This window comes from Pseudomonas fluvialis, from assembly GCF_002234375.1.
Taxonomy (GTDB): Bacteria; Pseudomonadota; Gammaproteobacteria; order Pseudomonadales; family Pseudomonadaceae; genus Aquipseudomonas; species Aquipseudomonas fluvialis.
This window is the reverse complement of record NZ_NMQV01000024.1, coordinates 154,969-174,257: the sequence shown is the minus strand read 5'-3', so window position 1 is coordinate 174,257 and position 19,289 is coordinate 154,969. Positions and strand designations below refer to the sequence as shown.

General features: G+C 66.6%; 21 protein-coding genes. 19 read left to right on the top strand and 2 right to left on the bottom strand.

Annotation, left to right across the window (positions count from 1 at the left end):
• Positions 1-26: 26 nt before the first annotated feature.
• The 15 genes from btuB (at position 27) to CFY91_RS13510 (ending at position 14,413) form a co-directional block, all read left to right on the top strand.
• Positions 27-1,907 (top strand): TonB-dependent vitamin B12 receptor, encoded by a 1,881-nt coding sequence (btuB, locus tag CFY91_RS13580; protein ID WP_093986908.1) that lies wholly within the window; start codon positions 27-29, stop codon positions 1,905-1,907.
• A 21-nt stretch (positions 1,908-1,928) separates the two neighbouring features.
• The gene (locus CFY91_RS13575) at positions 1,929-2,504 is read left to right on the top strand and encodes a hypothetical protein (RefSeq protein ID WP_093986907.1); all 576 of its coding nucleotides are present in this window, start codon (positions 1,929-1,931) and stop codon (positions 2,502-2,504) included.
• Positions 2,501-3,112 (top strand): cob(I)yrinic acid a,c-diamide adenosyltransferase, encoded by a 612-nt coding sequence (gene cobO / locus CFY91_RS13570; RefSeq protein WP_093986906.1) that lies wholly within the window; start codon positions 2,501-2,503, stop codon positions 3,110-3,112. Before CFY91_RS13575 ends, cobO begins: the two co-directional genes overlap by 4 nt.
• Positions 3,112-4,401, top strand: coding sequence for a cobyrinic acid a,c-diamide synthase CobB (locus tag CFY91_RS13565; protein WP_093986905.1), 1,290 nt, complete (start codon positions 3,112-3,114; stop codon positions 4,399-4,401). The genes cobO and CFY91_RS13565 overlap by 1 nt, the downstream gene beginning before the upstream one ends.
• On the top strand, positions 4,398-5,048 hold the full coding sequence (gene bluB / locus CFY91_RS13560) for a 5,6-dimethylbenzimidazole synthase (protein ID WP_093986904.1): 651 nt from the start codon (positions 4,398-4,400) through the stop codon (positions 5,046-5,048). Before CFY91_RS13565 ends, bluB begins: the two co-directional genes overlap by 4 nt.
• Positions 5,045-5,950, top strand: coding sequence for an adenosylcobinamide-phosphate synthase CbiB (gene cbiB / locus CFY91_RS13555; protein ID WP_093986903.1), 906 nt, complete (start codon positions 5,045-5,047; stop codon positions 5,948-5,950). Before bluB ends, cbiB begins: the two co-directional genes overlap by 4 nt.
• Entirely contained in the window at positions 5,943-6,953 is a 1,011-nt protein-coding gene (gene cobD, locus CFY91_RS13550; RefSeq protein ID WP_093986902.1) for a threonine-phosphate decarboxylase CobD, read from the top strand. Before cbiB ends, cobD begins: the two co-directional genes overlap by 8 nt.
• Complete coding sequence (locus CFY91_RS13545) at positions 6,941-8,407, top strand: cobyric acid synthase (protein ID WP_093986901.1); 1,467 nt, start codon at positions 6,941-6,943, stop codon at positions 8,405-8,407. Before cobD ends, CFY91_RS13545 begins: the two co-directional genes overlap by 13 nt.
• A 9-nt stretch (positions 8,408-8,416) precedes the next feature.
• Entirely contained in the window at positions 8,417-8,944 is a 528-nt protein-coding gene (cobU, locus tag CFY91_RS13540) for a bifunctional adenosylcobinamide kinase/adenosylcobinamide-phosphate guanylyltransferase (RefSeq protein WP_093986900.1), read from the top strand.
• On the top strand, positions 8,941-10,002 hold the full coding sequence (cobT, locus tag CFY91_RS13535) for a nicotinate-nucleotide--dimethylbenzimidazole phosphoribosyltransferase (RefSeq protein ID WP_093986899.1): 1,062 nt from the start codon (positions 8,941-8,943) through the stop codon (positions 10,000-10,002). Before cobU ends, cobT begins: the two co-directional genes overlap by 4 nt.
• Positions 9,999-10,571 (top strand): alpha-ribazole phosphatase family protein, encoded by a 573-nt coding sequence (cobC, locus tag CFY91_RS13530; RefSeq protein WP_093986898.1) that lies wholly within the window; start codon positions 9,999-10,001, stop codon positions 10,569-10,571. The genes cobT and cobC overlap by 4 nt, the downstream gene beginning before the upstream one ends.
• Positions 10,571-11,308, top strand: a complete 738-nt coding sequence (locus CFY91_RS13525; RefSeq protein ID WP_093986897.1) for an adenosylcobinamide-GDP ribazoletransferase — start codon at positions 10,571-10,573, stop codon at positions 11,306-11,308. The genes cobC and CFY91_RS13525 overlap by 1 nt, the downstream gene beginning before the upstream one ends.
• A gap of 49 nt (positions 11,309-11,357) precedes the next feature.
• Positions 11,358-12,122 (top strand): substrate-binding periplasmic protein, encoded by a 765-nt coding sequence (locus CFY91_RS13520; RefSeq protein ID WP_093986896.1) that lies wholly within the window; start codon positions 11,358-11,360, stop codon positions 12,120-12,122.
• Entirely contained in the window at positions 12,123-12,671 is a 549-nt protein-coding gene (locus CFY91_RS13515; RefSeq protein ID WP_093986895.1) for a glutathione peroxidase, read from the top strand. It abuts the gene before it with no gap.
• A gap of 131 nt (positions 12,672-12,802) precedes the next feature.
• On the top strand, positions 12,803-14,413 hold the full coding sequence (locus tag CFY91_RS13510; protein ID WP_229727161.1) for a hybrid sensor histidine kinase/response regulator: 1,611 nt from the start codon (positions 12,803-12,805) through the stop codon (positions 14,411-14,413).
• Here the strand turns inward: CFY91_RS13510 and CFY91_RS13505 are convergent.
• Positions 14,405-15,037, bottom strand: coding sequence for a response regulator (locus CFY91_RS13505; protein WP_093986893.1), 633 nt, complete (start codon positions 15,035-15,037; stop codon positions 14,405-14,407). The two genes, CFY91_RS13510 and CFY91_RS13505, sit on opposite strands and share 9 nt — an antisense overlap.
• Positions 15,034-15,888: a sulfurtransferase gene (locus tag CFY91_RS13500; RefSeq protein ID WP_093986892.1), complete on the bottom strand. Its 855-nt coding sequence runs from the start codon at positions 15,886-15,888 to the stop codon at positions 15,034-15,036. The genes CFY91_RS13505 and CFY91_RS13500 overlap by 4 nt, the downstream gene beginning before the upstream one ends.
• Before the next feature lie 108 nt (positions 15,889-15,996).
• Between CFY91_RS13500 and rnd the strand changes: the two genes are divergently transcribed.
• The 4 genes from rnd to CFY91_RS13480 all read left to right on the top strand — a co-directional run bounded on the left by rnd (position 15,997) and on the right by CFY91_RS13480 (position 19,221).
• A complete protein-coding gene (rnd, locus tag CFY91_RS13495; RefSeq protein ID WP_093986891.1) occupies positions 15,997-17,139 on the top strand; it encodes a ribonuclease D in 1,143 nt (380 codons plus the stop codon).
• Positions 17,136-17,429, top strand: a complete 294-nt coding sequence (locus CFY91_RS13490; protein WP_093986890.1) for a YcgL domain-containing protein — start codon at positions 17,136-17,138, stop codon at positions 17,427-17,429. The genes rnd and CFY91_RS13490 overlap by 4 nt, the downstream gene beginning before the upstream one ends.
• Positions 17,430-17,436: 7 nt before the next feature.
• On the top strand, positions 17,437-17,886 hold the full coding sequence (locus CFY91_RS13485; RefSeq protein WP_093986889.1) for a YcgN family cysteine cluster protein: 450 nt from the start codon (positions 17,437-17,439) through the stop codon (positions 17,884-17,886).
• 108 nt (positions 17,887-17,994) lie between these two features.
• Complete coding sequence (locus tag CFY91_RS13480) at positions 17,995-19,221, top strand: M61 metallopeptidase family protein (RefSeq protein WP_093986888.1); 1,227 nt, start codon at positions 17,995-17,997, stop codon at positions 19,219-19,221.
• Positions 19,222-19,289 lie beyond the last annotated feature (68 nt).

Sequence of the window (19,289 nt, the reverse complement as noted above, 5' to 3'; positions counted from 1 at the left end):
CGGCGGGCGTGATGGAGACAGTTTCGATGCACAAGCAAGTCCTGCGCGCTGGCCTTTTCGGGCCAGCCAGTCTGTTCTGCCTGGTTGCCCAGGCCAGTCACGATACCCTCAATCTGCAGCAGCAATGGGTTACCGCAACCCGCACCAGCCAGGCCAGCCAGGCACGGCTGGCTGCCAGCAGCCTGCTCGATCGCCAGGCCATCGAGCACAGCCAGGCGCAATCGTTGCCTGAATTGCTACAGCGTCTGCCGGGCATCAGCCTGACCAACAGTGGTGGCCCCGGCAAGGCCACCTCGCTATTCATGCGCGGCACGCCCAGCAACCATGTGCTGGTGCTCATCGATGGCGTAAAAGCCGGCTCGGTGAGCAGTGGTGGTCTGGCCTGGCAGGACCTGCCGCTGGAGTTGATCGAGCGTGTCGAGGTGGTGCGCGGGCCGCGTTCCGGCCTGTATGGCTCGGAAGCCATTGGCGGGGTCATCCAGATTTTCACGCGTCAGGCCGATAGCCAGCAGGCGCGGCCATTCTTCAGTCTTGGCTATGGCAGCCAGGCGACGCGCACGGCCAGTGGCGGGGTGAGCGGCGCGGCGGGGCCGGCTTGGTACAGTCTGGCGGCGAGCAGCCAGGCCAGTCATGGCCTCGAAGCCAAGCAGCCGCGCGCCAGTGGTTATGAGGCCGATCACGACGGCTATCGCAACCTGGCCAGCAGCCTGCGCGGCGGTGTGCAGCTGAATGACGACCTGCAACTTTCCGCCAGTCTGTTGCAGGCGCGCACCCATAATGACTTCGACGGGGTGAACAGCAAGCGTACGACGGGCTTTTCCGCGTACGGCGAGGGTGTGCAGGACGTGCTGGGCGCCACCCTCAGCTATCAACCGCTGGGAATCTGGGGCAGTCGCGTGCAGGTGGGCCGCAGTCAGGACAAGTCGGATAATTTCCAGGATGGCCGGTTCTATTCGCGCTTCGACTCGCGGCGCGACAGCCTCAGCTGGCAGAACGACTTCACCCTCAGCGCGGGGCATGTGTTCAGCCTGGGGGTAGATGGCCAGCGCGACGAGATCAATGGCAGCACGCCCTATGCACGGGACAATCGCGACAGCCATGGTCTGTTCAGCCAATACCTCGGTGAGCGGGGGCGTCACCAGTGGCAGGTCAATCTGCGCCGTGACGAGGATGAGCAGTTCGGTCGCCATGACAGTGGCAGCCTGGCCTATGGCTATCAGCTGAACCATGCCCTGCTGCTGTCGGCCAGCTATGGCGAAGCCTACAAGGCGCCTACCTTCAACCAGTTGTACTACCCGGGATTCGGCAATCCGCAGTTGCAGCCCGAGCAGTCGCGCAGTGCCGAGCTGGGCCTGAGCGCTGAGCATGACTGGGGGCAGTGGTCGCTACATGCCTACCGCAGTGAAATCGACAACCTGATCGCCACCGTGACCCGCCTGGTCAATGGCAAGCGCCAGAGCATGGCCGAAGGCGTCGACCGGGCGCTGGTCCATGGCCTGGAGATGCAGCTGTCCAGTCAGTGGCAGGCCTGGAGCTGGCAGGCCAACTACAGCCTGATCGATACGCAGAACCGCAGCCGCCGCCTGGTCGCCGGCCAGTCGCTGTATGGCAAGCCGCTGAATCGCCGGCCACGGCAGACCTTCAACCTGGAGCTGGACCGCGCGCTGGGCCGTTTCAGCCTGGGTGGCAGCCTGCATGCCCAGGGCGCCAGCTATGACGACCTGGCCAAGCAAACCGAACTGGCCGGGTTTGTGACCCTCGACCTGCGCGGCGAATACCGCCTCAGCCCGGCCTGGCGCCTGCAGGCGCGCCTGAGCAACCTGCTGGATGCGGATTACCAGACCGTCGATGGCTTCAACCAGCCGGGCCGTGGTGCCTGGCTGACCCTACGCTACAACGCTTTGTGACCTGACCTGAAGGAGATTTCCATGCCCCTTGCAACCCCGCGCCAGCAATGGCTGGTTGGCCTGATCCTGCTGTGCCTGCTGCTGCTCACCCGTGGTCAGCATTTCGCCACACTCAACCTGCCCAGTGCGTCCTGGGCGGTGTACTTCGTTGGCGGGGCCTTGCTGGCTTCGCCTCTGGCCTTTGCCGGTCTGTTTGCCGGCGCAGTGGCCATGGACTTTGGCCTGTTCAGCCAGGGGGCGGTCAGTGACTGGTGCCTGACCCCGGCCTACTGGCTGCTGCTGCCAGCCTATGCCAGCCTGTGGCTGGGCGGGCGCCTGTATGCGCGCGGGCATGCCTGCCAGGCCAGTGCGCTGTGGCGTCTGCTGTGCTGTGTGCTGGGTGCTTCACTGGTCTGCCATGTGTTGTCCAGCGGCGGCTTCTACTTCTTCTCCGGGCATTTTGCCGATGCCAGTCTGGCCAACTGGCTGCCACGCATTGCCGAGTACTATCCGCGCTCACTGGCGGCGATGAGCTTCTATGTATGCCTGGCCGCGGTGCTTTACAGCCTGCGCCAGGGCCTGGCCCTGGCCTCGCGTGAGCAGCGGTGGCAGCGATGAGCGAGCAGACCGCCCGCAATGCCCGTCATCAGGCGCGCATGCAGCGTAAGAAAGCGCTGATCGATCAGCGTATCGCCGAGGCCCAGGACGAGTACGGCTTGTTGCTGGTACACAGCGGCAACGGCAAGGGCAAGAGCAGTGCCGCCTTCGGCATGTTGGCACGTACCCTCGGGCATGGCCTGCGCGGCGCCGTGGTGCAGTTCATCAAGGGGGCGGCCAGTACCGGTGAGGAGGCCTTCTTCCGGCAATTCCCCGAGCAGGTGCGCTACCACGTGATGGGCGAGGGCTTTACCTGGGAAACCCAGGATCGTCAGCGCGACATGGCCAAGGCCGCTGAAGCCTGGGCGGTGGCCCGTGAGCTGCTGAGTGACGAGACGCTTGCCCTGGTAGTGCTCGACGAGCTGAACATCGCGCTCAAGTACGGCTATCTGGCGTTGGACGAGGTGCTTGCCGATATCCAGGCGCGCCCGTTGCACCAGCATGTGGTGGTGACCGGGCGCGGGGCGCCGGCGGAGCTGATCGAGGCGGCCGATACGGTCACCGAGATGGGCCTGGTCAAGCATGCCTTCAAGGCCGGGGTGAAGGCGCAGCGCGGGGTGGAGTTCTGATGGTCCGCCATTGCCCGGCGCTGCTGGTCGCGGCCCCGGCTTCGGGGCAGGGTAAGACCACCCTGACTGCCGCCCTGGCGCGCCTGCATGTACGCCAGGGGCGTCGGGTGCGGGTGTTCAAGTGCGGCCCGGATTTTCTCGACCCGATGATCCTCGCCCGCGCCAGTGCTGCGCCGGTGTACCAGCTGGACCTGTGGATGGTTGGCCACGCGGCCTCGCGCCGCTTGCTCTGGGAAGCGGCCGGCGAAGCCGACCTGATCCTCATCGAAGGGGTGATGGGGCTGTTCGATGGCCAGCCTTCGGCGGCTGACCTGGCCCGTGCATTTGGCGTGCCGGTACTGGCGGTTATCGATGGCAGTGGCATGGCGCAAACCTTTGGGGCCATGGCCCACGGCTTGGCCAGCTACCAGGCGGGCCTGCCGTTTGCCGGGGTGTTGGCCAACCGCGTGGGCAGCCTACGCCACGGCGAGATCCTGCGTGACAGCCTGCCGGCAGGGCTGGCCTGGTATGGCGCGCTGCCCCGTGAAGCGGCCTTCGCCTTGCCCAGCCGCCACCTCGGCCTGGTACAGGCCGAGGAGCTGGCTGATCTGGATGCTCGTCTGGATGCAGCCGCCGACGCCCTGCTGGCCAGTGCCGGCGCGCAGTTGCCGGCGGCGCTGGAGTTTCTTGGCGAACCGCCTGCGGCGTTGCCGGCAAGCCTGGCGGGGCTGCGCATCGGGGTCGCCCGTGACGCCAGCTTTGCCTTTGTCTACCAGGCCAATCTCGATCTGCTGCGTGGTCTGGGAGCCGAACTGAGCTTCTTTTCCCCGCTGCATGACCGGCAATTGCCGGCGGTGGACAGTTTGTACCTGCCGGGTGGCTATCCGGAGCTGCACCTGCAGGTGCTGGCCGACAACCAGCCGATGCTGCAGGCGATTCGTCAGCATCACGCCGCCGGCAAACCGATCCTCGCCGAGTGTGGCGGCATGCTCTATTGCCTGGAGCAACTGAGCGACCGACAGGGTCATACGGCCAACCTGCTTGGCCTGTTGCCGGGCCAGGCGCAAATGCAGGAGCGCCTGGTGGCGCTGGCCCTGCAGGAAGTCGCACTGCCCGGCGGACGTTTACGCGGGCATACTTATCACCACTCGCAGCTGCACTGCACGCTGCCCGCCCTGGCCCGGGGCGAGTGCCCCAACTACCGGCGCACCAGCGAGGCGGTCTATCGCCTGGGACGCCTCACGGCCAGCTATATCCACCTGTACCTGCCGAGTAATCCTGCGGCGGCAGCGGAGCTGTTTTTGCCATGAATCCCCACGCCTTTTCTGCCGCAGAGCAGGCGGCCGTCTATCGGGCCATTGCCGAGCGGCGTGACATGCGCCACTTCAGCCCCGGCACGCTGAGTGACGAGCAACTCCAGCGTCTGCTGCAGGCCGCACACTGCGCACCGAGTGTCGGCCTGATGCAGCCCTGGCGGTTTATCCGCATTACCCAGCCGACCCTGCGCCAGCGCCTCGGCGAGCTGGTCGAGGAAGAACGGCTGCGCACCGCCGAGGCGCTCGGCGAGCGCGGCAACGCATTCATGCAGCTGAAGGTCGAAGGCATCAACGAGTGTGCCGAGTTGCTGGTCGCGGCGCTCATGGAGGGGCGCGAGGCGCATGTGTTCGGGCGCCGTACCCTGCCGGAGATGGACCTGGCCTCGCTGGCCTGTGCCATCCAGAACCTCTGGCTGGCGGCGCGGGTCGAGGGGCTGGGCCTGGGTTGGGTGTCGCTGTTCGATCCGCAGGCAGTGGCTGAGCTGCTCGGCCTGCCGCCCGGTGCCAAGGCGGTGGCGATTCTCTGCCTGGGGCCGGTGCCGGCCTTTTATGCGCAGCCCATGCTGGTCGAGCAGGGCTGGATTGAACCGCGTCCGCTGCACGAGCTGCTGTTCACTGACCGCTGGGGTAGCAGCGGATGAGCAGCGCCTGGCTGCTGCTGGCCGCGCTGGCCCTCGATCTGTGCTTGGGCGAGCCGCGTCGCGCACATCCGCTGGTGGCCTTCGGGCGCCTCGCGGAGCGCCTGCAGCAGCGCTTCAATCCGGGCGGGGCGGGTTGGCGCAGCCATGGGGTAAGCGCCTGGGCGCTGGCGGTGCTGCCGCTGACCCTGGCCAGCGCGGCGCTGGTGCAGCTGCCGGTCATCGGCGTCTGGCTGGAAATTTTCCTGCTGTATCTGGCGATTGGCCAGCGCAGCCTGCTGGAACATGGCCAGGCGGTGGCCAGCGCCTTGCGCCTCGGCGACCTGACGGCAGCCCGTGCGGCGGTGGCGCGCATGGTCAGTCGCGATACGGCTTGCCTGGATGAGCAGGGTGTGGCCCGCGCGGCCTGCGAGTCGGTGCTGGAAAACGGCAACGATGCGCTGTTTGCCACGCTGTTTTGGTTCTGCCTGCTCGGCGCTCCGGGGGCCGTGCTGTATCGCCTGGCCAATACCCTGGATGCCATGTGGGGCTACCGCACCGCCGAGCTGGAGCGCTTCGGCTGGGCCGCGGCGCGTATTGACGACCTGCTCAACTACCTGCCGGCGCGCCTGGTGGCACTCAGTTATGCCTTGCTCGGCAATACCTGGCGGGCGCTGCGCTGCTGGCAACTGCAGGCGGGCGAGCATGACAGCCCGAATGCCGGGCCGGTGATGGCGGCCGGCGCCGGCGCGCTGAACCTGGCGCTGGGCGGTCCGGCGCGTTACCACGGGGCATGGCAGATGCGCCCGCTGCTGGGCGAGGGGCAGGCCCCACGGGCGCGTGATATCGAACGCTGCAACAATCTGGTCGTGGCCACCTGCCTGTTCTGGCTGCTGCTGATCGTACTGGGATTTGCCTATGTCTGAATGGCTGGAGCACGGCGGCCAGCTGCGCCGGGCGGCGCGTCACTATGGCATCGCCGAAGCGCGCTGGCTGGACCTGTCCACCGGCATCGCGCCCTACACCCTGGCGCTTCCCGAACTGCCGGCGAGTGCCTGGCAGCGCCTGCCGGAAGCCGACGATGGCCTGGAAGCCGCGGCCCGCGATTACTACGGCTGCGCCCAGCTGCTTGCCGTGGCCGGTTCGCAGGCGGCCCTGCAGGTGTTGCCGCAGCTGCGCGCAGCGGGCCTGGTCGGGGTGCTCAGCCCCAGCTATGCCGAACATGCACGGGCCTGGCGGACAGCCGGGCACCGGGTGCGCGGGCTCTCCGTGCAGGGCATGGAACGCCAGTTGGCACAGTGCGATGTGCTGTTGCTGGTCAACCCCAACAACCCCACCGGGCAGCGCCTTGAGCCACAGCGCCTGCTCGACTGGCACGCGCAACTGGCAGAACGTGGTGGCTGGCTGGTGGTTGACGAGGCGTTCATCGACTGCGCGCCGGCCTTCAGCCTGGCCAGTGCCTGCCCGCGTCCTGGGCTGATCGTGCTGCGCTCGTTCGGCAAGTTCTTCGGTATGGCCGGTGCGCGGCTGGGCTTTGTGCTGGGTGAGGCCGCGCTGCTGGAGCGCCTGGCGCAGCGCCTGGGGCCCTGGGCGGTGAGCGGCCCGGCCCGCGCCATGGGCCGGGCGCTGCTGGCTGACTACCCGGGGCAGGCACGCCAGCGCCAGCGCCTGCTCGAAGACGGAGAGCGCCTGGCGCGCCTGCTGGCCGACTGTGGTCTGCCGGCCTGGGGTGAGGCGGTGCCGTTTCGCCTGGTACCGCACGCCGAGGCCGCCGCGTTGCATGCCTACCTGGCTGAACGGGCCATTCTCACCCGGCTGTTCAGCGAGCTGCCGGCACTACGCCTGGGCCTGCCCGGCGACGAAGCGGGCTGGCAGCGCCTGGCCCAGGCACTCCATGACTGGAAGGGGATACCGCTATGGCGTTGCTGATGGTGCAGGGCACTACCTCCGATGCGGGCAAGAGTACCCTGGTGACGGCCTTGTGCCGTTGGGCGCGCCGCCAGGGGCTTGCCGTGGCCCCCTTTAAGCCGCAGAACATGGCGCTGAACAGCGCGGTGACCATCGACCAGGGCGAGATCGGCCGCGCTCAGGCGGTGCAGGCGCAAGCGGCCGGGCTGGCCCCGCACAGCGACATGAATCCCGTGCTGCTCAAGCCCAACAGCGACACCGGCGCCCAGGTGATCATCCAGGGCCGGGCCATCGGCACTATGCAGGCGCTGGATTACCACCACTACAAGCAGACCGCGCGCGAGGCCGTGCTGCAATCCTGCCGGCGCCTGCAGGCGCAGTACCCGCTGCTGCTGGTGGAGGGCGCCGGCTCGCCGGCGGAAATCAACCTGCGCGAAGGCGATATCGCCAACATGGGCTTTGCCGAGGCGGTGGATTGCCCGGTGTTGCTGATCGCCGATATCGACCGTGGCGGGGTATTCGCCCATCTGGTCGGCACCCTGGCGTTGCTCTCGCCCAGCGAACAGGCCCGCGTGCGCGGCTTCGTGATCAATCGCTTCCGCGGTGACTTGGCCTTGTTACAACCTGGCCTGGACTGGCTGGAGCAGCGCACCGGCAAACCGGTGCTGGGCGTGCTGCCCTATGTACATGACCTGCACCTGGAGGCCGAGGACGCCATCCAGACCCGCCAGGAGATGACGGTTGAGGCGCAGCGCCTGCGGGTCTGCGTGCCGGTGCTGCCGCGTATCAGCAACCACACCGATTTCGACCCGTTGCGCCTGCACCCGCAGGTCGACCTGCAGTTCGTCGGGCCCGGCCAGGCCATGCCGGCGGCCGACCTGATCATCCTGCCGGGCTCGAAAAGCGTGCGCGCCGACCTGGCCAGCCTGCGTGCGCAGGGCTGGGATCAGGCCCTGCTGCGCCACCTGCGCTATGGCGGCAAGCTGCTGGGCATCTGCGGCGGTCTGCAGATGCTCGGCCAGCGCATTGATGATCCGCTTGGCTTGGAAGGCGCGCCGGGCAGCAGCCCCGGCCTGGGCCTGCTGGCGCTGTCCAGTGAACTGCAGGCCGACAAGCAGTTGCGGCGGGTCAGTGGCTGCCTGCTGCCGGAGGGGGCGACCGTGACGGGTTACGAGATCCATGCCGGGGTCAGCCAGGGGGCGGCGCTGGCACAGCCGGCGGTACGCCTGGACGACGCGCGTACGGACGGCGCGCGCAGTGCCGACGGGCAGATCATCGCCACCTACCTGCATGGCCTGTTCGAGCAGCCCGAGGCCTGTGCGGCGCTATTGCGCTGGGCCGGGCTGCGCGAGGTGGTGCAGGTGAATTACCATGCGCGCCGCGAACAGGACATCGAGCGTCTCGCCGACCTGATCGAGGCGCATCTGGATACCCGTCTGTTGCGTGAATTATGTGGCATGAGCCCGCAGCCATGAGTAGCCGGCATGATTGAACTAATCCTCGGTGGCGCACGCTCCGGAAAGAGCCGCCTGGCCGAACAACGCGCCAGCGACAGCGGTCTGGAGGTGGTGTACGTCGCCACCAGCCAGGCCCTGGATGAAGAAATGGCCGCACGCATCGCCCATCACCGCCAGCAGCGTCCGGCGCACTGGCGGCTGCGCGAGGAGCCGCTGGCCCTGGCCGCGGTGCTGCGTGAAGAAGCGGCGGCGCAGCGTTGCCTGCTGGTCGACTGCCTGACCCTGTGGCTGACCAACCTGCTGCTGGCCGAGGACAGCCAGGCCCTGGCGCGTGAACGCCAGGCGTTGCTCGACTGCCTGGAACAGCTGCCGGGACGGCTGATCCTGGTCAGCAATGAAACCGGCCTGGGCGTGGTGCCGCTGGGCGAGCTGACGCGTCGCTATGTCGACGAAGCCGGCTGGCTGCACCAGGCGCTGGCGGCACGTTGCCAGCGGGTCACCCTGACCGTGGCCGGTCTGCCCATGATCCTGAAAGACAACGGAGTAGCCGGATGAGCACACAACCCTGGTGGCAGGCCGCTTGCCTGGCCCCTGATGAGGCGATGAGCAACGCCGCGCGTGCACGCCAGGCGCAGCTGACCAAACCGGCCGGCTCGCTCGGCCAGCTGGAAAGCCTGGCCATCCAGTTGGCCGGTCTGCAGCGCCGCGAGCGGCCCTGGGTAGCCCGCCCGCGCTTGTACCTGTTTGCCGCCGACCACGGCGTGGCGGCCGAAGGCGTCTCGTTGTTTCCCCAGGCCGTGACCGTGCAGATGCTGCACAACTTCGTGGCAGGCGGCGCGGCGGTCAGTGTGCTGGCGCGTGCCCAGGGCATGCCCATTGAACTGATCGATCTGGGCACCGTGCAGGAAGACCTGCAACTGCCCGGCGTGCGTCATCTGCGCCTGGGCGCCGGCACGGCGAATTTCTGCGAAGGGCCGGCAATGCGCGTGGAGCAATGCCAGGCCGCCCTGCAGGCCGGGCGGGATGCCGTGCAGCGTGCTGCTGAGGCGGGCTGTGATCTGTTCCTGGCCGGTGAAATGGGCATTGCCAACACCACCTCGGCCACCGCGCTGCTGTGCGCCCTGGGTGGCTGGCCGGTGGCCGAGTTGACCGGACGCGGTACCGGCCTGGATGCCCAGGGGATGAGCCATAAACAGGCGGTCATCGAGCGTGCCCTGGCCTTGCACCGACCGGCCATGGGCGAGCCCTTCGAGGTACTGCGCCGCCTCGGCGGCCTGGAAATCGCCGCCATGGCCGGTGCCTACCTGGCCTGCGCCCAGCAGGGCATCGCCGCGCTGGTCGATGGTTTTATCTGCACCGCCGCCGCCTACTGCGCGGTGCAACTCAATCCGGCCTGCCGTCCCTGGTTGTTGTTTGCCCATGCCAGTGCCGAGCGCGGCCATGCCGTGCCGGTGCAGGCGCTGCAGGCACAGCCACTGCTCGACCTGGGCCTGCGCCTGGGCGAGGGCAGCGGGGCGGCCCTGGCCTTACCGCTGGTTCGTCTGGCGTGCGAGCTGCACGCCGGAATGACCACTTTTTCTGAAGCTAACGTCGCGGAGGGCGACCACCCATGACCTTGCACCTTGATCTATTGCGCCATGGCGAAACCCAGGCCGGCCCGGGCTTCATCGGCAGTACCGACACCCCGCTGAGTGAACGCGGCCTGCAGCAGATGCGTGCCGCAGTGGCCGAAGGCGGCCCCTGGGACCTGCTGATCAGCTCGCCGCTGAGCCGCTGTCAGGCCTTTGCCAGTGAGCTGGCGGAACGCCTCGGCGTACCGCTGCGTATCGAGGAGGATCTGCGGGAAATCTGCTTTGGTGAGTGGGAAGGGCGCAATGCCGCGCAGATCCTCCTGGAAGACCCCAAGGGCCTGGAAGGCTTCTGGAACGACCCGCTGCACTACACGCCGCCGCAGGCCGAGGCGCTGCCGGCCTTCATCCAGCGTGTCGAAACGACGGTTACCCGCTTGGCTGACGAACTGGCCGGACAACGTGTGCTGCTGATTACCCATGGCGGGGTGATGCGCCTGCTGCTGGCCCGCCTGCAGGGGTTGCCGCAGGCTCAGCTGATGCAGGTGGAAGTCGGCTACGGCGCACTGCACAGCCTGCGTGTGGATGCCGCACTGAACCTGGAACAGGCCTGATGCCGCTGCCCCTGCTGATTGCCCTGCAGTTTCTCACCCGCTTGCCGGTGAGCCTGCCGGGCATGCCGCCGCCTGATGAGCAGGGGCGTTCCTTGTTGTATTACCCGCTGGTGGGTGGCCTGCTCGGCGGCCTGTTGTGGCTGGCCAGCCTGTGCCTGGCCGATACCCCGGCGTTGCTGGGCGCCGCGTTGCTGCTCAGCCTCTGGGTGCTGCTCAGCGGTGCCCTGCACCTGGATGGTCTGGGCGACTGCGTGGATGCCTGGGTGGGCGGCTACGGCGAGCGCGAACGCACCCTGGCGATCATGAAGGACCCGCGTTGCGGGCCGATGGCTGTCGTGGCGCTGTGCCTGTTGCTGTTGCTGAAGTGCGCCGCGCTGAGTGTATTGCTGCCGGCCGGGCAGGGCGTGGCCGTGCTGCTGGCGGTCTGGCTGGCGCGCAGCCTGCTGCCCTTGCTGTTCTATTGCACGCCCTATGTGCGAGCGGAAGGGCTGGGTGCTGCGCTTAGCCGGCATTTGCCGCGCCAGACGGTGCCTTACCTGCTGGCTGTGCAGGCCGGCCTGTGCCTGTTGTTCGGCTGGGCGGGCGTGTATGCCCTGCTGGCTGCGCTGGGCTGTTTCTATCTGGCACGCCGCGCCATGCTGCAGCGTCTGGGCGGTTGCACGGGGGATTGTGCCGGGGCGCTGGTGGAGCTGGCCGAGCTGGCCATTCTGCTGGTGCTGGCCCTGGCCCTTGGCTAGCCGGGCACCCCTGCTAGACTGCTGGGGGAATCTTCCCAGGAAGCCTGCTATGCGGCGTCTTCTACTGATCCTGTGGCTGCTGGCGGTGAGCGATGGACTGCGTGCCGAGCAAACCGTACTGCATCTGGTGGCTGATCGTTGGCCGCCGTTCAATGACCAGCGTCTGCCGGGTGACGGGCTGATGGTTCAGCTGAGTCGCGAAGCCTTGCAGCGTGCCGGTTATTCAATACGCTACACCGAGCTGCCCTGGGCTCGCGCGCTGCGTGGTGTGCGACTGGGCGAATACGACATCCTGGTCGGCGCCTGGCATTCGCTCGAGCGTGAAAGCTTCGGCCTGTTCAGCGATGCGGTGCTGGACAATCGCCTGCGTCTGCTGCAACGCCAGGGCGAGACAGTACGCTTCAGTAGCCTGGATGACTTGCGCCCCTATCGGATTGCCGTGGTGCGTGGTTACAGCTATGGCGCGGCATTTGACGAGCATCCGGCGTTGCAGCGTGTTGCCGTACGCGACTTCCCCAGTGGTTTACGCATGCTCCTGGCCGGGCGCGTCGACCTGGCGGTCGAGGACGAATGGGTGGCGCGTCTCCACCTGGCTGGCGAGCTGCGTGAACAGGCCGCAAACCTGGCCTTCGTCCCGGGCACGCTGAGCGAGAAACCGCTGTTCCTGCTGGCCAGTCGCAAGCATCCACAGCATCGGCAGATCATCGCCGCGTTCAACCAGGCGTTGGCCGCTATGCGCGTGGATGGCAGCTATGCCACCCTATTGCAGCGTCATGGCCTGAGCGAACCTGTCCCGTTACCCGAGGATCACTAGATGAAACGACTACGCTGTGTTGCCGGGCTGCTGTGCCTGGCCTGGGGTTCCCTGCAGGCTGCCGAATGCCCGCCACTGCTGCAGCAGCAATTGCCCAAGTTGCGCTCCCAGGAAACCCTCGATCTCTGCCAGTTCACCGGCAAGGCCCTGCTGGTGGTCAACACCGCCAGCCACTGTGGCTTTACCAGCCAGTTCAAGGGGCTGGAGGCCTTGTACCAGGAGTTTCGCGGCGAAGGCCTGGAAGTGCTGGGCGTGCCTTCCGATGACTTCTTTCAGGAAGCCAATGACCAGGAAGAAACCGCCACGGTCTGCTACGTCAACTACGGGGTGACCTTCAGCATGAGCCAGCCGCAGTCGGTGCGCGGCAGCCAGGCCACGCCGCTGTTCCGGCAACTGGCCGAGCAGAGCGGCACGGCGCCGAAATGGAACTTCTACAAATACGTGGTGGATCGCCAGGGCCAGGTCGTGGCGGCCTTCAACAGCAAGACCGCGCCGGATGACCCGCGTCTGCGCGAGGCCTTGCGCCGTGCACTGGACAGCCAGCCCTGAACGCCACAGCAAACCTGCCGCCGGCCTGTGACGACGAGCGTCTGCTGCTGGCGGCGCGACATACCGGTGGTTGGCGGCTGCGTTTTGTCGAGCCGCTGGAGCAGGCTTTCGGCCTCTGGCGGGTGGCGCGCATGCGCCGTCGCCTGGGGCTGATCATCAGTACCGCGGCGCTCTTCCAGCTGTGTTTCATGCTCCTCGATGCCTGGCTGCTACCGGCCGAGATTTTCGAGGGCAGCCTGTTCCTGCGTGGGTTTGGTCTGTTGTTGCTGGCCTTGGCCTGGCCGCTCTGTCGTCATCCAGGGTTGCCACCGCCACTGGCCCTGCACCTGTACTTCCTGGCTTTCCTGGGCAATGCCCTGGTGGTGGTGGCCTTCATCGGCTGGTGTTATCTGAATGACCTGGCCATGCGTTACGACGGTCTGTTTCTGGTGTTGCTGTTTGCCTTCCTGCTCACCGGCTTGTCCAGTCGCAATCTGATTGCCAGCGCCTGGCTGGTCTGCCTGAGCTATGTGTTGCTGATGCTCTGGTTGCGTGGCGCTCAGGCCGAGCTGTATTACGAAAGCCAGTTTCTGCTCTGTGCGGCGGTGATCGGCAGTATCGGCAGCTGGCAGCAGGAGCGTGGCCAGCGCCAGGCCTGGCTCGATCAACAGTTGCTGAGCCTGGCGCGCGTGCGTGCCGAGCAGGCCGATCAACGCACCCAGCGCCTGCTGGCCGCGGCCAGCCATGACCTGCGCCAGCCGCTCAATGCCATGGGCCTGTATGCCCGCCATTTGCAGGAGCAGGCCAGCGATGCACAGACCCGGCAGATCAGCCAGCGCCTGGCGGTGTCGGCCGAGCAACTGGGACGCATGCTGCAGTCGCTGCTCGACTACACGCGCATGAGCTTGCCGGAAGGTGGCAGCCCGCAATGGCAGGATGTGCAGCTGCAACCGCTGCTGGCACGCCTGATGGATGAACTCAAGGTGATTACCCGTGAGCAGCAGGAGGCTGCCGAGCTGCAGCTCGACTGCCCACTCGACTACTGGGTGCGCAGCGACCCGGTGCGCCTGGAGCGGCTGTTGCGCAACCTGCTGGTCAATGCCTGGCTACATGCCCAGGCGCGACGCATCTGGATCAGCGTGCGTGAAGAGCAGCAACAGCTATGTCTGGAGCTCGGTGATGATGGCCGCGGCTTGCTGGAGGAGGCTGGGCAGCCGCTACGTAGCAGCACCGGCCTGGGGCTCGGGCTGGCCATCGTGCGCCAGTTGGCCAGCCAGCTGGAACATGCCTTGCAGGTCAGCAGTGCTCCCGGTCAGGGGGTGCGCTATCAGTTGCGTCTGCCCAGGGTGGCCGCGCGCAGTCCGGAAACCGGCAACAGCCAGCCTGGCCAGTTGCCCATGCAGGTGCTGCTGCTGGAAGACGATGCGGCCAGCCGCGAAGCCCTGGCCGGCCTGCTGCAACGCTGGGGCTGCCAGGTGCAGGCCTGTGCCAACCTGGCCGAGGCGCGCCAGGCCCTGGCCAGCCAGCCGGTACAGTTGCTGATCAGTGATTACCGCCTGCAGGACGAATGCAATGGCCTGCAGGCCATCGAGCGACTACGCGAGCAGGCCGGGCGCATGCTGCCGGCCCTGCTGGTGAGTGCCGAGAGCAGCGCCGAACTGCAGGAACGTTGTGCGCCGGCGCATGTCAGCCTGCTGGCCAAGCCGATCCTGCCGGCGCGTCTGCGTCAGGTGCTGTTCAGCGGCCTGCTGCGCTCAGCCTAATAGACCGCGCTGGCGCGCCACGCTGACGCAGGCGGTACGGGTATGCACGCCCAGGTGCTGGAACAACGCCTTGAGGTGGGTCTTCACGGTGTCCTCGGACAACTGCAGCTGGCGACTGATGCTTTTGTTGGGCAGGCCTTCGGCCAGCAGCAGGAGGATTTCCTGCTGGCGTGGCGTCAGGCTGCCTGCCGGCGGGTTGCCAGCCAGTGGCAACGGCAGCGGCAGACACTCGCCAAGCAGCAGACGGCTGATGGCGCTACGCAGGCTCTGTGCATCACTGCTCTTGGCAATGAAACCGAGCGCCCCGGCCTGCAGTGCCGCCTGCATGTCGGCGGGGCTTTCGCTGGCACTGAGTACCGCCGCCGGGGTCGGGTTGCCGGCCTGTTGCCAGTCGCGCAACAGTTGCAGCCCCGAGCGATCCGGCAGGCGCAAGTCGAGGAGGATCAGGTCGTAGTCATGCTGGCGACGCAGTTGGTCGGCCGCCGCCGCACTATCGGCCAGGTCGATGTGCACGGCCCGGCTGAGTGGCTGCAAGACCAGCGCCAGGCCTTCGAGAAACAGCCGGTGGTCATCGACCAGCAGCAGGCGCAGCTGGTCGGGCAGTTGCAGATGCAGCAGGCTCATGCGCCGGTCGCCACGGGACGTTGCGGATCAGTGATCCATTCGCTCCACGAGCCGGCATACAACGGCAGCAGCGGATAGCCAGCCAGGCACAGGGCGAACAGGTTGTGGCAGGCGGTAATTCCCGAGCCACAGTAGGCCACCGCGGCGGCAGGCGGACGCGTACCCAACAGCGCAGCAAAACGGCTACGCAGGGCTTCGCTAGGCAGGAAACGGCCATCGGCTTGCAGGTTTTCCGCAAAGGGCGCGCACTGTGCGCCGGGAATGTGTCCGCCGCGCGGGTCGATGGGTTCCTGCGCGCCGCTGAAACGTGCCGGGGCGCGGGCATCGAGCAGGGTCAGCTGGGGATCGTCCAGGCGGGCCAGCAGTTGCTCGGCGCTGACCAGCAGGCTCGCCTCGGCACGCGCCTGGAACTGCCCGGGGTTGATTGCCGGCTCCGCCTGGCTGAGCGGCAACCCGGCGGCTTGCCAGGCGGCCAGTCCGCCGTCGAGCAGGTAGAGGCCGTCACGCTTGCCCAGCCAGGCGAGTATCCACCAGGCCCGTGCGGCAAAGGCATTGCTGTTGTCGTCGTAGAGCACCACCGTGCTGTCATCGTTGATACCCAGCTGGCGCAGGCAGTCTTGCAGCGCCTGCGGGGTTGGCAGGGGATGGCGGCCGGTCTGCCCCGGACGATGAGCGGCGCTGAGCTGACGACCGATGTCGACGAAGCGTGCCTGGGCAATATGCCCGGCGCGATAGCTGCGCAGGCCGTAGTCGGCATCGTCCAGGGCAAAGCGGCAGTCCAGCAGGACCAGTTGCGGGTCGTGCAACAGGTTGTTGAGGGTGAGCGGATCCATCAGGCGGGCAAGCGACATGACACACTCCAGACAGGCAAGTGCCCGAATCATAAGCGCTTTATCAGCCGTATGGCAGCTTGCTGGCGGCAGCTCGTTTATACTGCCAGCCTTGCACAGGAGAGCTGCGTGGCCATCACCATTCACTGGATACGAGACAATGCCGAGCTGGCACAGCAATGCCAGGCCTGGCGGCAGCAGCCGTTCGTGGCGCTGGATACCGAATTCATGCGGGTCGATACCTTTTATCCGATTGCCGGTTTGCTGCAGGCCAGCACCGGGGAGGGGGCCTGGCTGATCGATCCGTTGTGCATCGACGACTGGACGCCGCTTGCCGCACTGCTCGATGACCGTGGCGTGACCAAGGTGCTGCATGCCTGCAGCGAGGACCTGGAAGTCTTCCAACGCCTGCTGGGCTGCCAGCCGCGCCCGCTGTTTGATACCCAACTGGCTGCTGCTTACCTCAACCTGGGGTTTTCCATGGGCTACTCGCGCCTGGTACAGGCGGTGCTTGGCCTGGAGCTACCCAAGGGGGAAACCCGCTCCGACTGGCTGCAGCGCCCTCTCAGCGAAACCCAGGTCAGCTATGCCGCCGAAGACGTGCAGCACCTGGCCGAACTGTATCAGGCACTGCTGCCACGCCTGAGCGCAGAAAAACATGCCTGGCTGCTCGAGGATGGCGCCGAACTGGTCGACAGCCTGGGGCGCGACAGCGACCCGCAACAGGCCTGGCGCGAGGTCAAGCTGGCCTGGAAACTCAGTCGCCAGCAACTGGCCGTGCTGCGTGCCCTGTGCGCCTGGCGCGAGACGCAGGCCCGGCTGCGTGACCAGCCGCGCAATCGCATCCTCCGTGAGGGCACGCTCTGGCACCTGGCGCGCCTGCAGCCGCAGGACCGGGTCAGCCTGGCGCGTATCGAAGACATGCACCCACGCACCGTGCGCCAGGATGGCGAGACTCTGCTGCGCCTGATTGCCGAGGCGGCCAGCCTGCCGCCCGAGCAGTGGCCGCAGCCGCTCGATGAGCCGCTGCCACTGGAAGCCAGCGGCCTGCTGAAGAAACTGCGCAGCGTCGGCCAGCAGGAGGCCGAACAGCTGGACATGGCCCCCGAGCTGATGTTGCGCAAGAAAGTTCTCGAAGCCTTGCTCAAGAGCGGCTTTCCGCACGGACCTTATCACCTGCCTGACAGCCTCAAGGGTTGGCGACGCGAGCGCATGGGCGCTGCCTTGCTGGCCCGGATTACCGCGCTGACCACCCCCGGAGCTTCGGCATGAAACGTATCTGCTCGATCTACAAGAGCCCGCGCAAAAACGAAATGTATCTGTACGTGCTCAAGGCCGAAGCGCTCAGCCGCGTTCCCGAAGCGCTGCTGCAGGCCTTCGGCACGCCGCGTCACGCCTTTGACCTGGTGCTCAGCGAGGCGCGTCAACTGGCCCGCGAAGACATCCACAAGGTGCTGGAAAACCTCGACAAGCAGGGCTTCCACCTGCAAATGCCGCCGGCCGAAGAGGAGTACATCGAGCACCTGCCCGATGAACTGCTGCGCATGAACGATCCACTCTGAGGTAGCCATGGCAGCCAAGGTCGAACCCTTCTGGAAACGCAAGAGCCTCGCCCAACTGGATGCCGAGGAGTGGGAGTCGCTGTGCGACGGTTGCGGCCTGTGCTGCCTGCAGAAGCTTGAAGACGAGGACGATGGCAGCGTCTACTACACGCGCATCGCCTGCAAACTGCTCGACCGTGACAGCTGCCGGTGCAGCGACTATGCCAACCGGCGAGCCCAGGTGCCAGACTGCATCCAGCTCGATGCGGCGCAGGCCGAGCAGTTCAAGTGGCTGCCGCCAACCTGTGCCTATCGGCTGGTGGCCGCTGGCAGCGACCTGCCGCCCTGGCACCATCTGGTCTGCGGTGATCGCAATGCGGTGCATGAACAGCGGATTTCCCAGGCCGGTCGTATGCTCAGCGAAAACCAGGTGGCCGAGGACGACTGGGAAGATCATCTGATTTTCCGCGCCGGCTGAGGGTTTCCGGCACACCGCGGCGCTGACCGGCAAGCAGCGTGCACCGCGGCTCAACGATATCGCTTATCCAGCGCCCAGGTGGGCGCGCCTGACCGGGAGATTCCCCAGATGAACCTGCTACGTCCGTCAGCATTGCTGATTCTGCTTGGCCTGTTGTGCAGCAGTCCGCTGTGGGCGGCCAAGCGTGAACGCGTGGACCTCGATTACCACGTGCGTTTTCTCCCTGAAGCCGACCAGGCCGAGGTCAGTCTGAGCCTGTCGCGCGCCGACAACCTCTACTACTTCAACTTCAACCTCGGCGATGAGGGGGCCTACAGCGATTTTGCCGGTGACGGCACCTTCGAGCAGAAGGACAACAAGCTGTACTGGCAACCCGGCAAGGGCAAGAGCACCCTGAGCTGGAAGGTCAGAGTCAGTCATCCGCGAGGCGAGCGCTACGATGCGCTGATGACCCCGCAGTGGGCGCTGCTGCGTGGCGACGATCTGGTGCCCCCGGCGCACATGGACAACGACCCCAAGGTGCAGCTGGTCGCGCGCCTGCAGTTCCAGCTGCCCAAGGGCTGGAAGTCGGTGGAAACCGGCTGGCCACGGATCGGCAAGCACAAGTTCCGCATCGATAACCCGGAGCGGGTATTCGACCGTCCCACCGGCTGGATCATTGCCGGCAAGCTCGGCACGCGCCGCGCGCAACTGGGCAACACCGACATCACCATCAGTGCGCCAACCGGCCAGGGCATGCGCCGCATGGATGTGCTGACCTTGCTGACCTTCATCTGGCCGCATGCCCAGCAGGTCTTCCCACGTGATCCGGCCAAGCTGCTGATCGTTGGCGCTGGCGACCCGATGTGGCGGGGCGGCCTGTCGGCAAGCAACTCCTACTACATGCACAGTGACCGTCCACTGGTCAGCGAGAATGGCACCAGTTCCCTGGTGCACGAACTGGTACATGTGTTCAGCCGTATCCGAGACACCGATCGCAGTGACTGGATCAGCGAGGGTATCGCCGAGTACTACGCCATCGAGCTGATGCGCCGTGCCGGCGGGCTCAGCGAAGACCGCTACCACAAGGTGCGTGCCCAGCTGAAACGCTGGAGCAAGGATGTGAAGAGCCTGCGTGGCGAGAACAGCAGCGGGCCGATGACCGCGCGGGCCGTGCTGCTGTTGCAGGACCTGGACAAGGAGATCCGCCAGGTCAGCGAGGGTCGCCACGCGCTGGATGACCTGACCCGGGCGCTGATGCGCCTGGAAAAGGCCAGCACCGACGATGTGCTGGCGATCAGCGAAAGCCTCTTGGGCGCGCCTTCCGAAGTGCTGGACAGCCGTCTGCTGCGTTGAGAGCAGATCATTCAGCGGGATGATGGTGCACTGCCGCGCCAGCCGGCGCGGCTACACTGCCGGTCAGT

Coding starts and splice junctions, on each gene's coding strand:
- CFY91_RS13500 (WP_093986892.1), bottom strand. CDS start 15,888: ATGTCGCTTGCCCGCCTGATGGATCCGCTCACCCTCAACAACCTGTTG.
- cobC (WP_093986898.1), top strand. CDS start 9,999: ATGACCTTGCACCTTGATCTATTGCGCCATGGCGAAACCCAGGCCGGC.
- CFY91_RS13545 (WP_093986901.1), top strand. CDS start 6,941: ATGGCGTTGCTGATGGTGCAGGGCACTACCTCCGATGCGGGCAAGAGT.
- cobT (WP_093986899.1), top strand. CDS start 8,941: ATGAGCACACAACCCTGGTGGCAGGCCGCTTGCCTGGCCCCTGATGAG.
- cobO (WP_093986906.1), top strand. CDS start 2,501: ATGAGCGAGCAGACCGCCCGCAATGCCCGTCATCAGGCGCGCATGCAG.
- CFY91_RS13520 (WP_093986896.1), top strand. CDS start 11,358: ATGCGGCGTCTTCTACTGATCCTGTGGCTGCTGGCGGTGAGCGATGGA.
- CFY91_RS13485 (WP_093986889.1), top strand. CDS start 17,437: ATGGCAGCCAAGGTCGAACCCTTCTGGAAACGCAAGAGCCTCGCCCAA.
- CFY91_RS13525 (WP_093986897.1), top strand. CDS start 10,571: ATGCCGCTGCCCCTGCTGATTGCCCTGCAGTTTCTCACCCGCTTGCCG.
- CFY91_RS13565 (WP_093986905.1), top strand. CDS start 3,112: ATGGTCCGCCATTGCCCGGCGCTGCTGGTCGCGGCCCCGGCTTCGGGG.
- CFY91_RS13490 (WP_093986890.1), top strand. CDS start 17,136: ATGAAACGTATCTGCTCGATCTACAAGAGCCCGCGCAAAAACGAAATG.
- cobU (WP_093986900.1), top strand. CDS start 8,417: ATGATTGAACTAATCCTCGGTGGCGCACGCTCCGGAAAGAGCCGCCTG.
- CFY91_RS13480 (WP_093986888.1), top strand. CDS start 17,995: ATGAACCTGCTACGTCCGTCAGCATTGCTGATTCTGCTTGGCCTGTTG.
- btuB (WP_093986908.1), top strand. CDS start 27: ATGCACAAGCAAGTCCTGCGCGCTGGCCTTTTCGGGCCAGCCAGTCTG.
- CFY91_RS13575 (WP_093986907.1), top strand. CDS start 1,929: ATGCCCCTTGCAACCCCGCGCCAGCAATGGCTGGTTGGCCTGATCCTG.
- CFY91_RS13510 (WP_229727161.1), top strand. CDS start 12,803: ATGCGCCGTCGCCTGGGGCTGATCATCAGTACCGCGGCGCTCTTCCAG.
- bluB (WP_093986904.1), top strand. CDS start 4,398: ATGAATCCCCACGCCTTTTCTGCCGCAGAGCAGGCGGCCGTCTATCGG.
- cbiB (WP_093986903.1), top strand. CDS start 5,045: ATGAGCAGCGCCTGGCTGCTGCTGGCCGCGCTGGCCCTCGATCTGTGC.
- CFY91_RS13515 (WP_093986895.1), top strand. CDS start 12,123: ATGAAACGACTACGCTGTGTTGCCGGGCTGCTGTGCCTGGCCTGGGGT.
- CFY91_RS13505 (WP_093986893.1), bottom strand. CDS start 15,037: ATGAGCCTGCTGCATCTGCAACTGCCCGACCAGCTGCGCCTGCTGCTG.
- cobD (WP_093986902.1), top strand. CDS start 5,943: ATGTCTGAATGGCTGGAGCACGGCGGCCAGCTGCGCCGGGCGGCGCGT.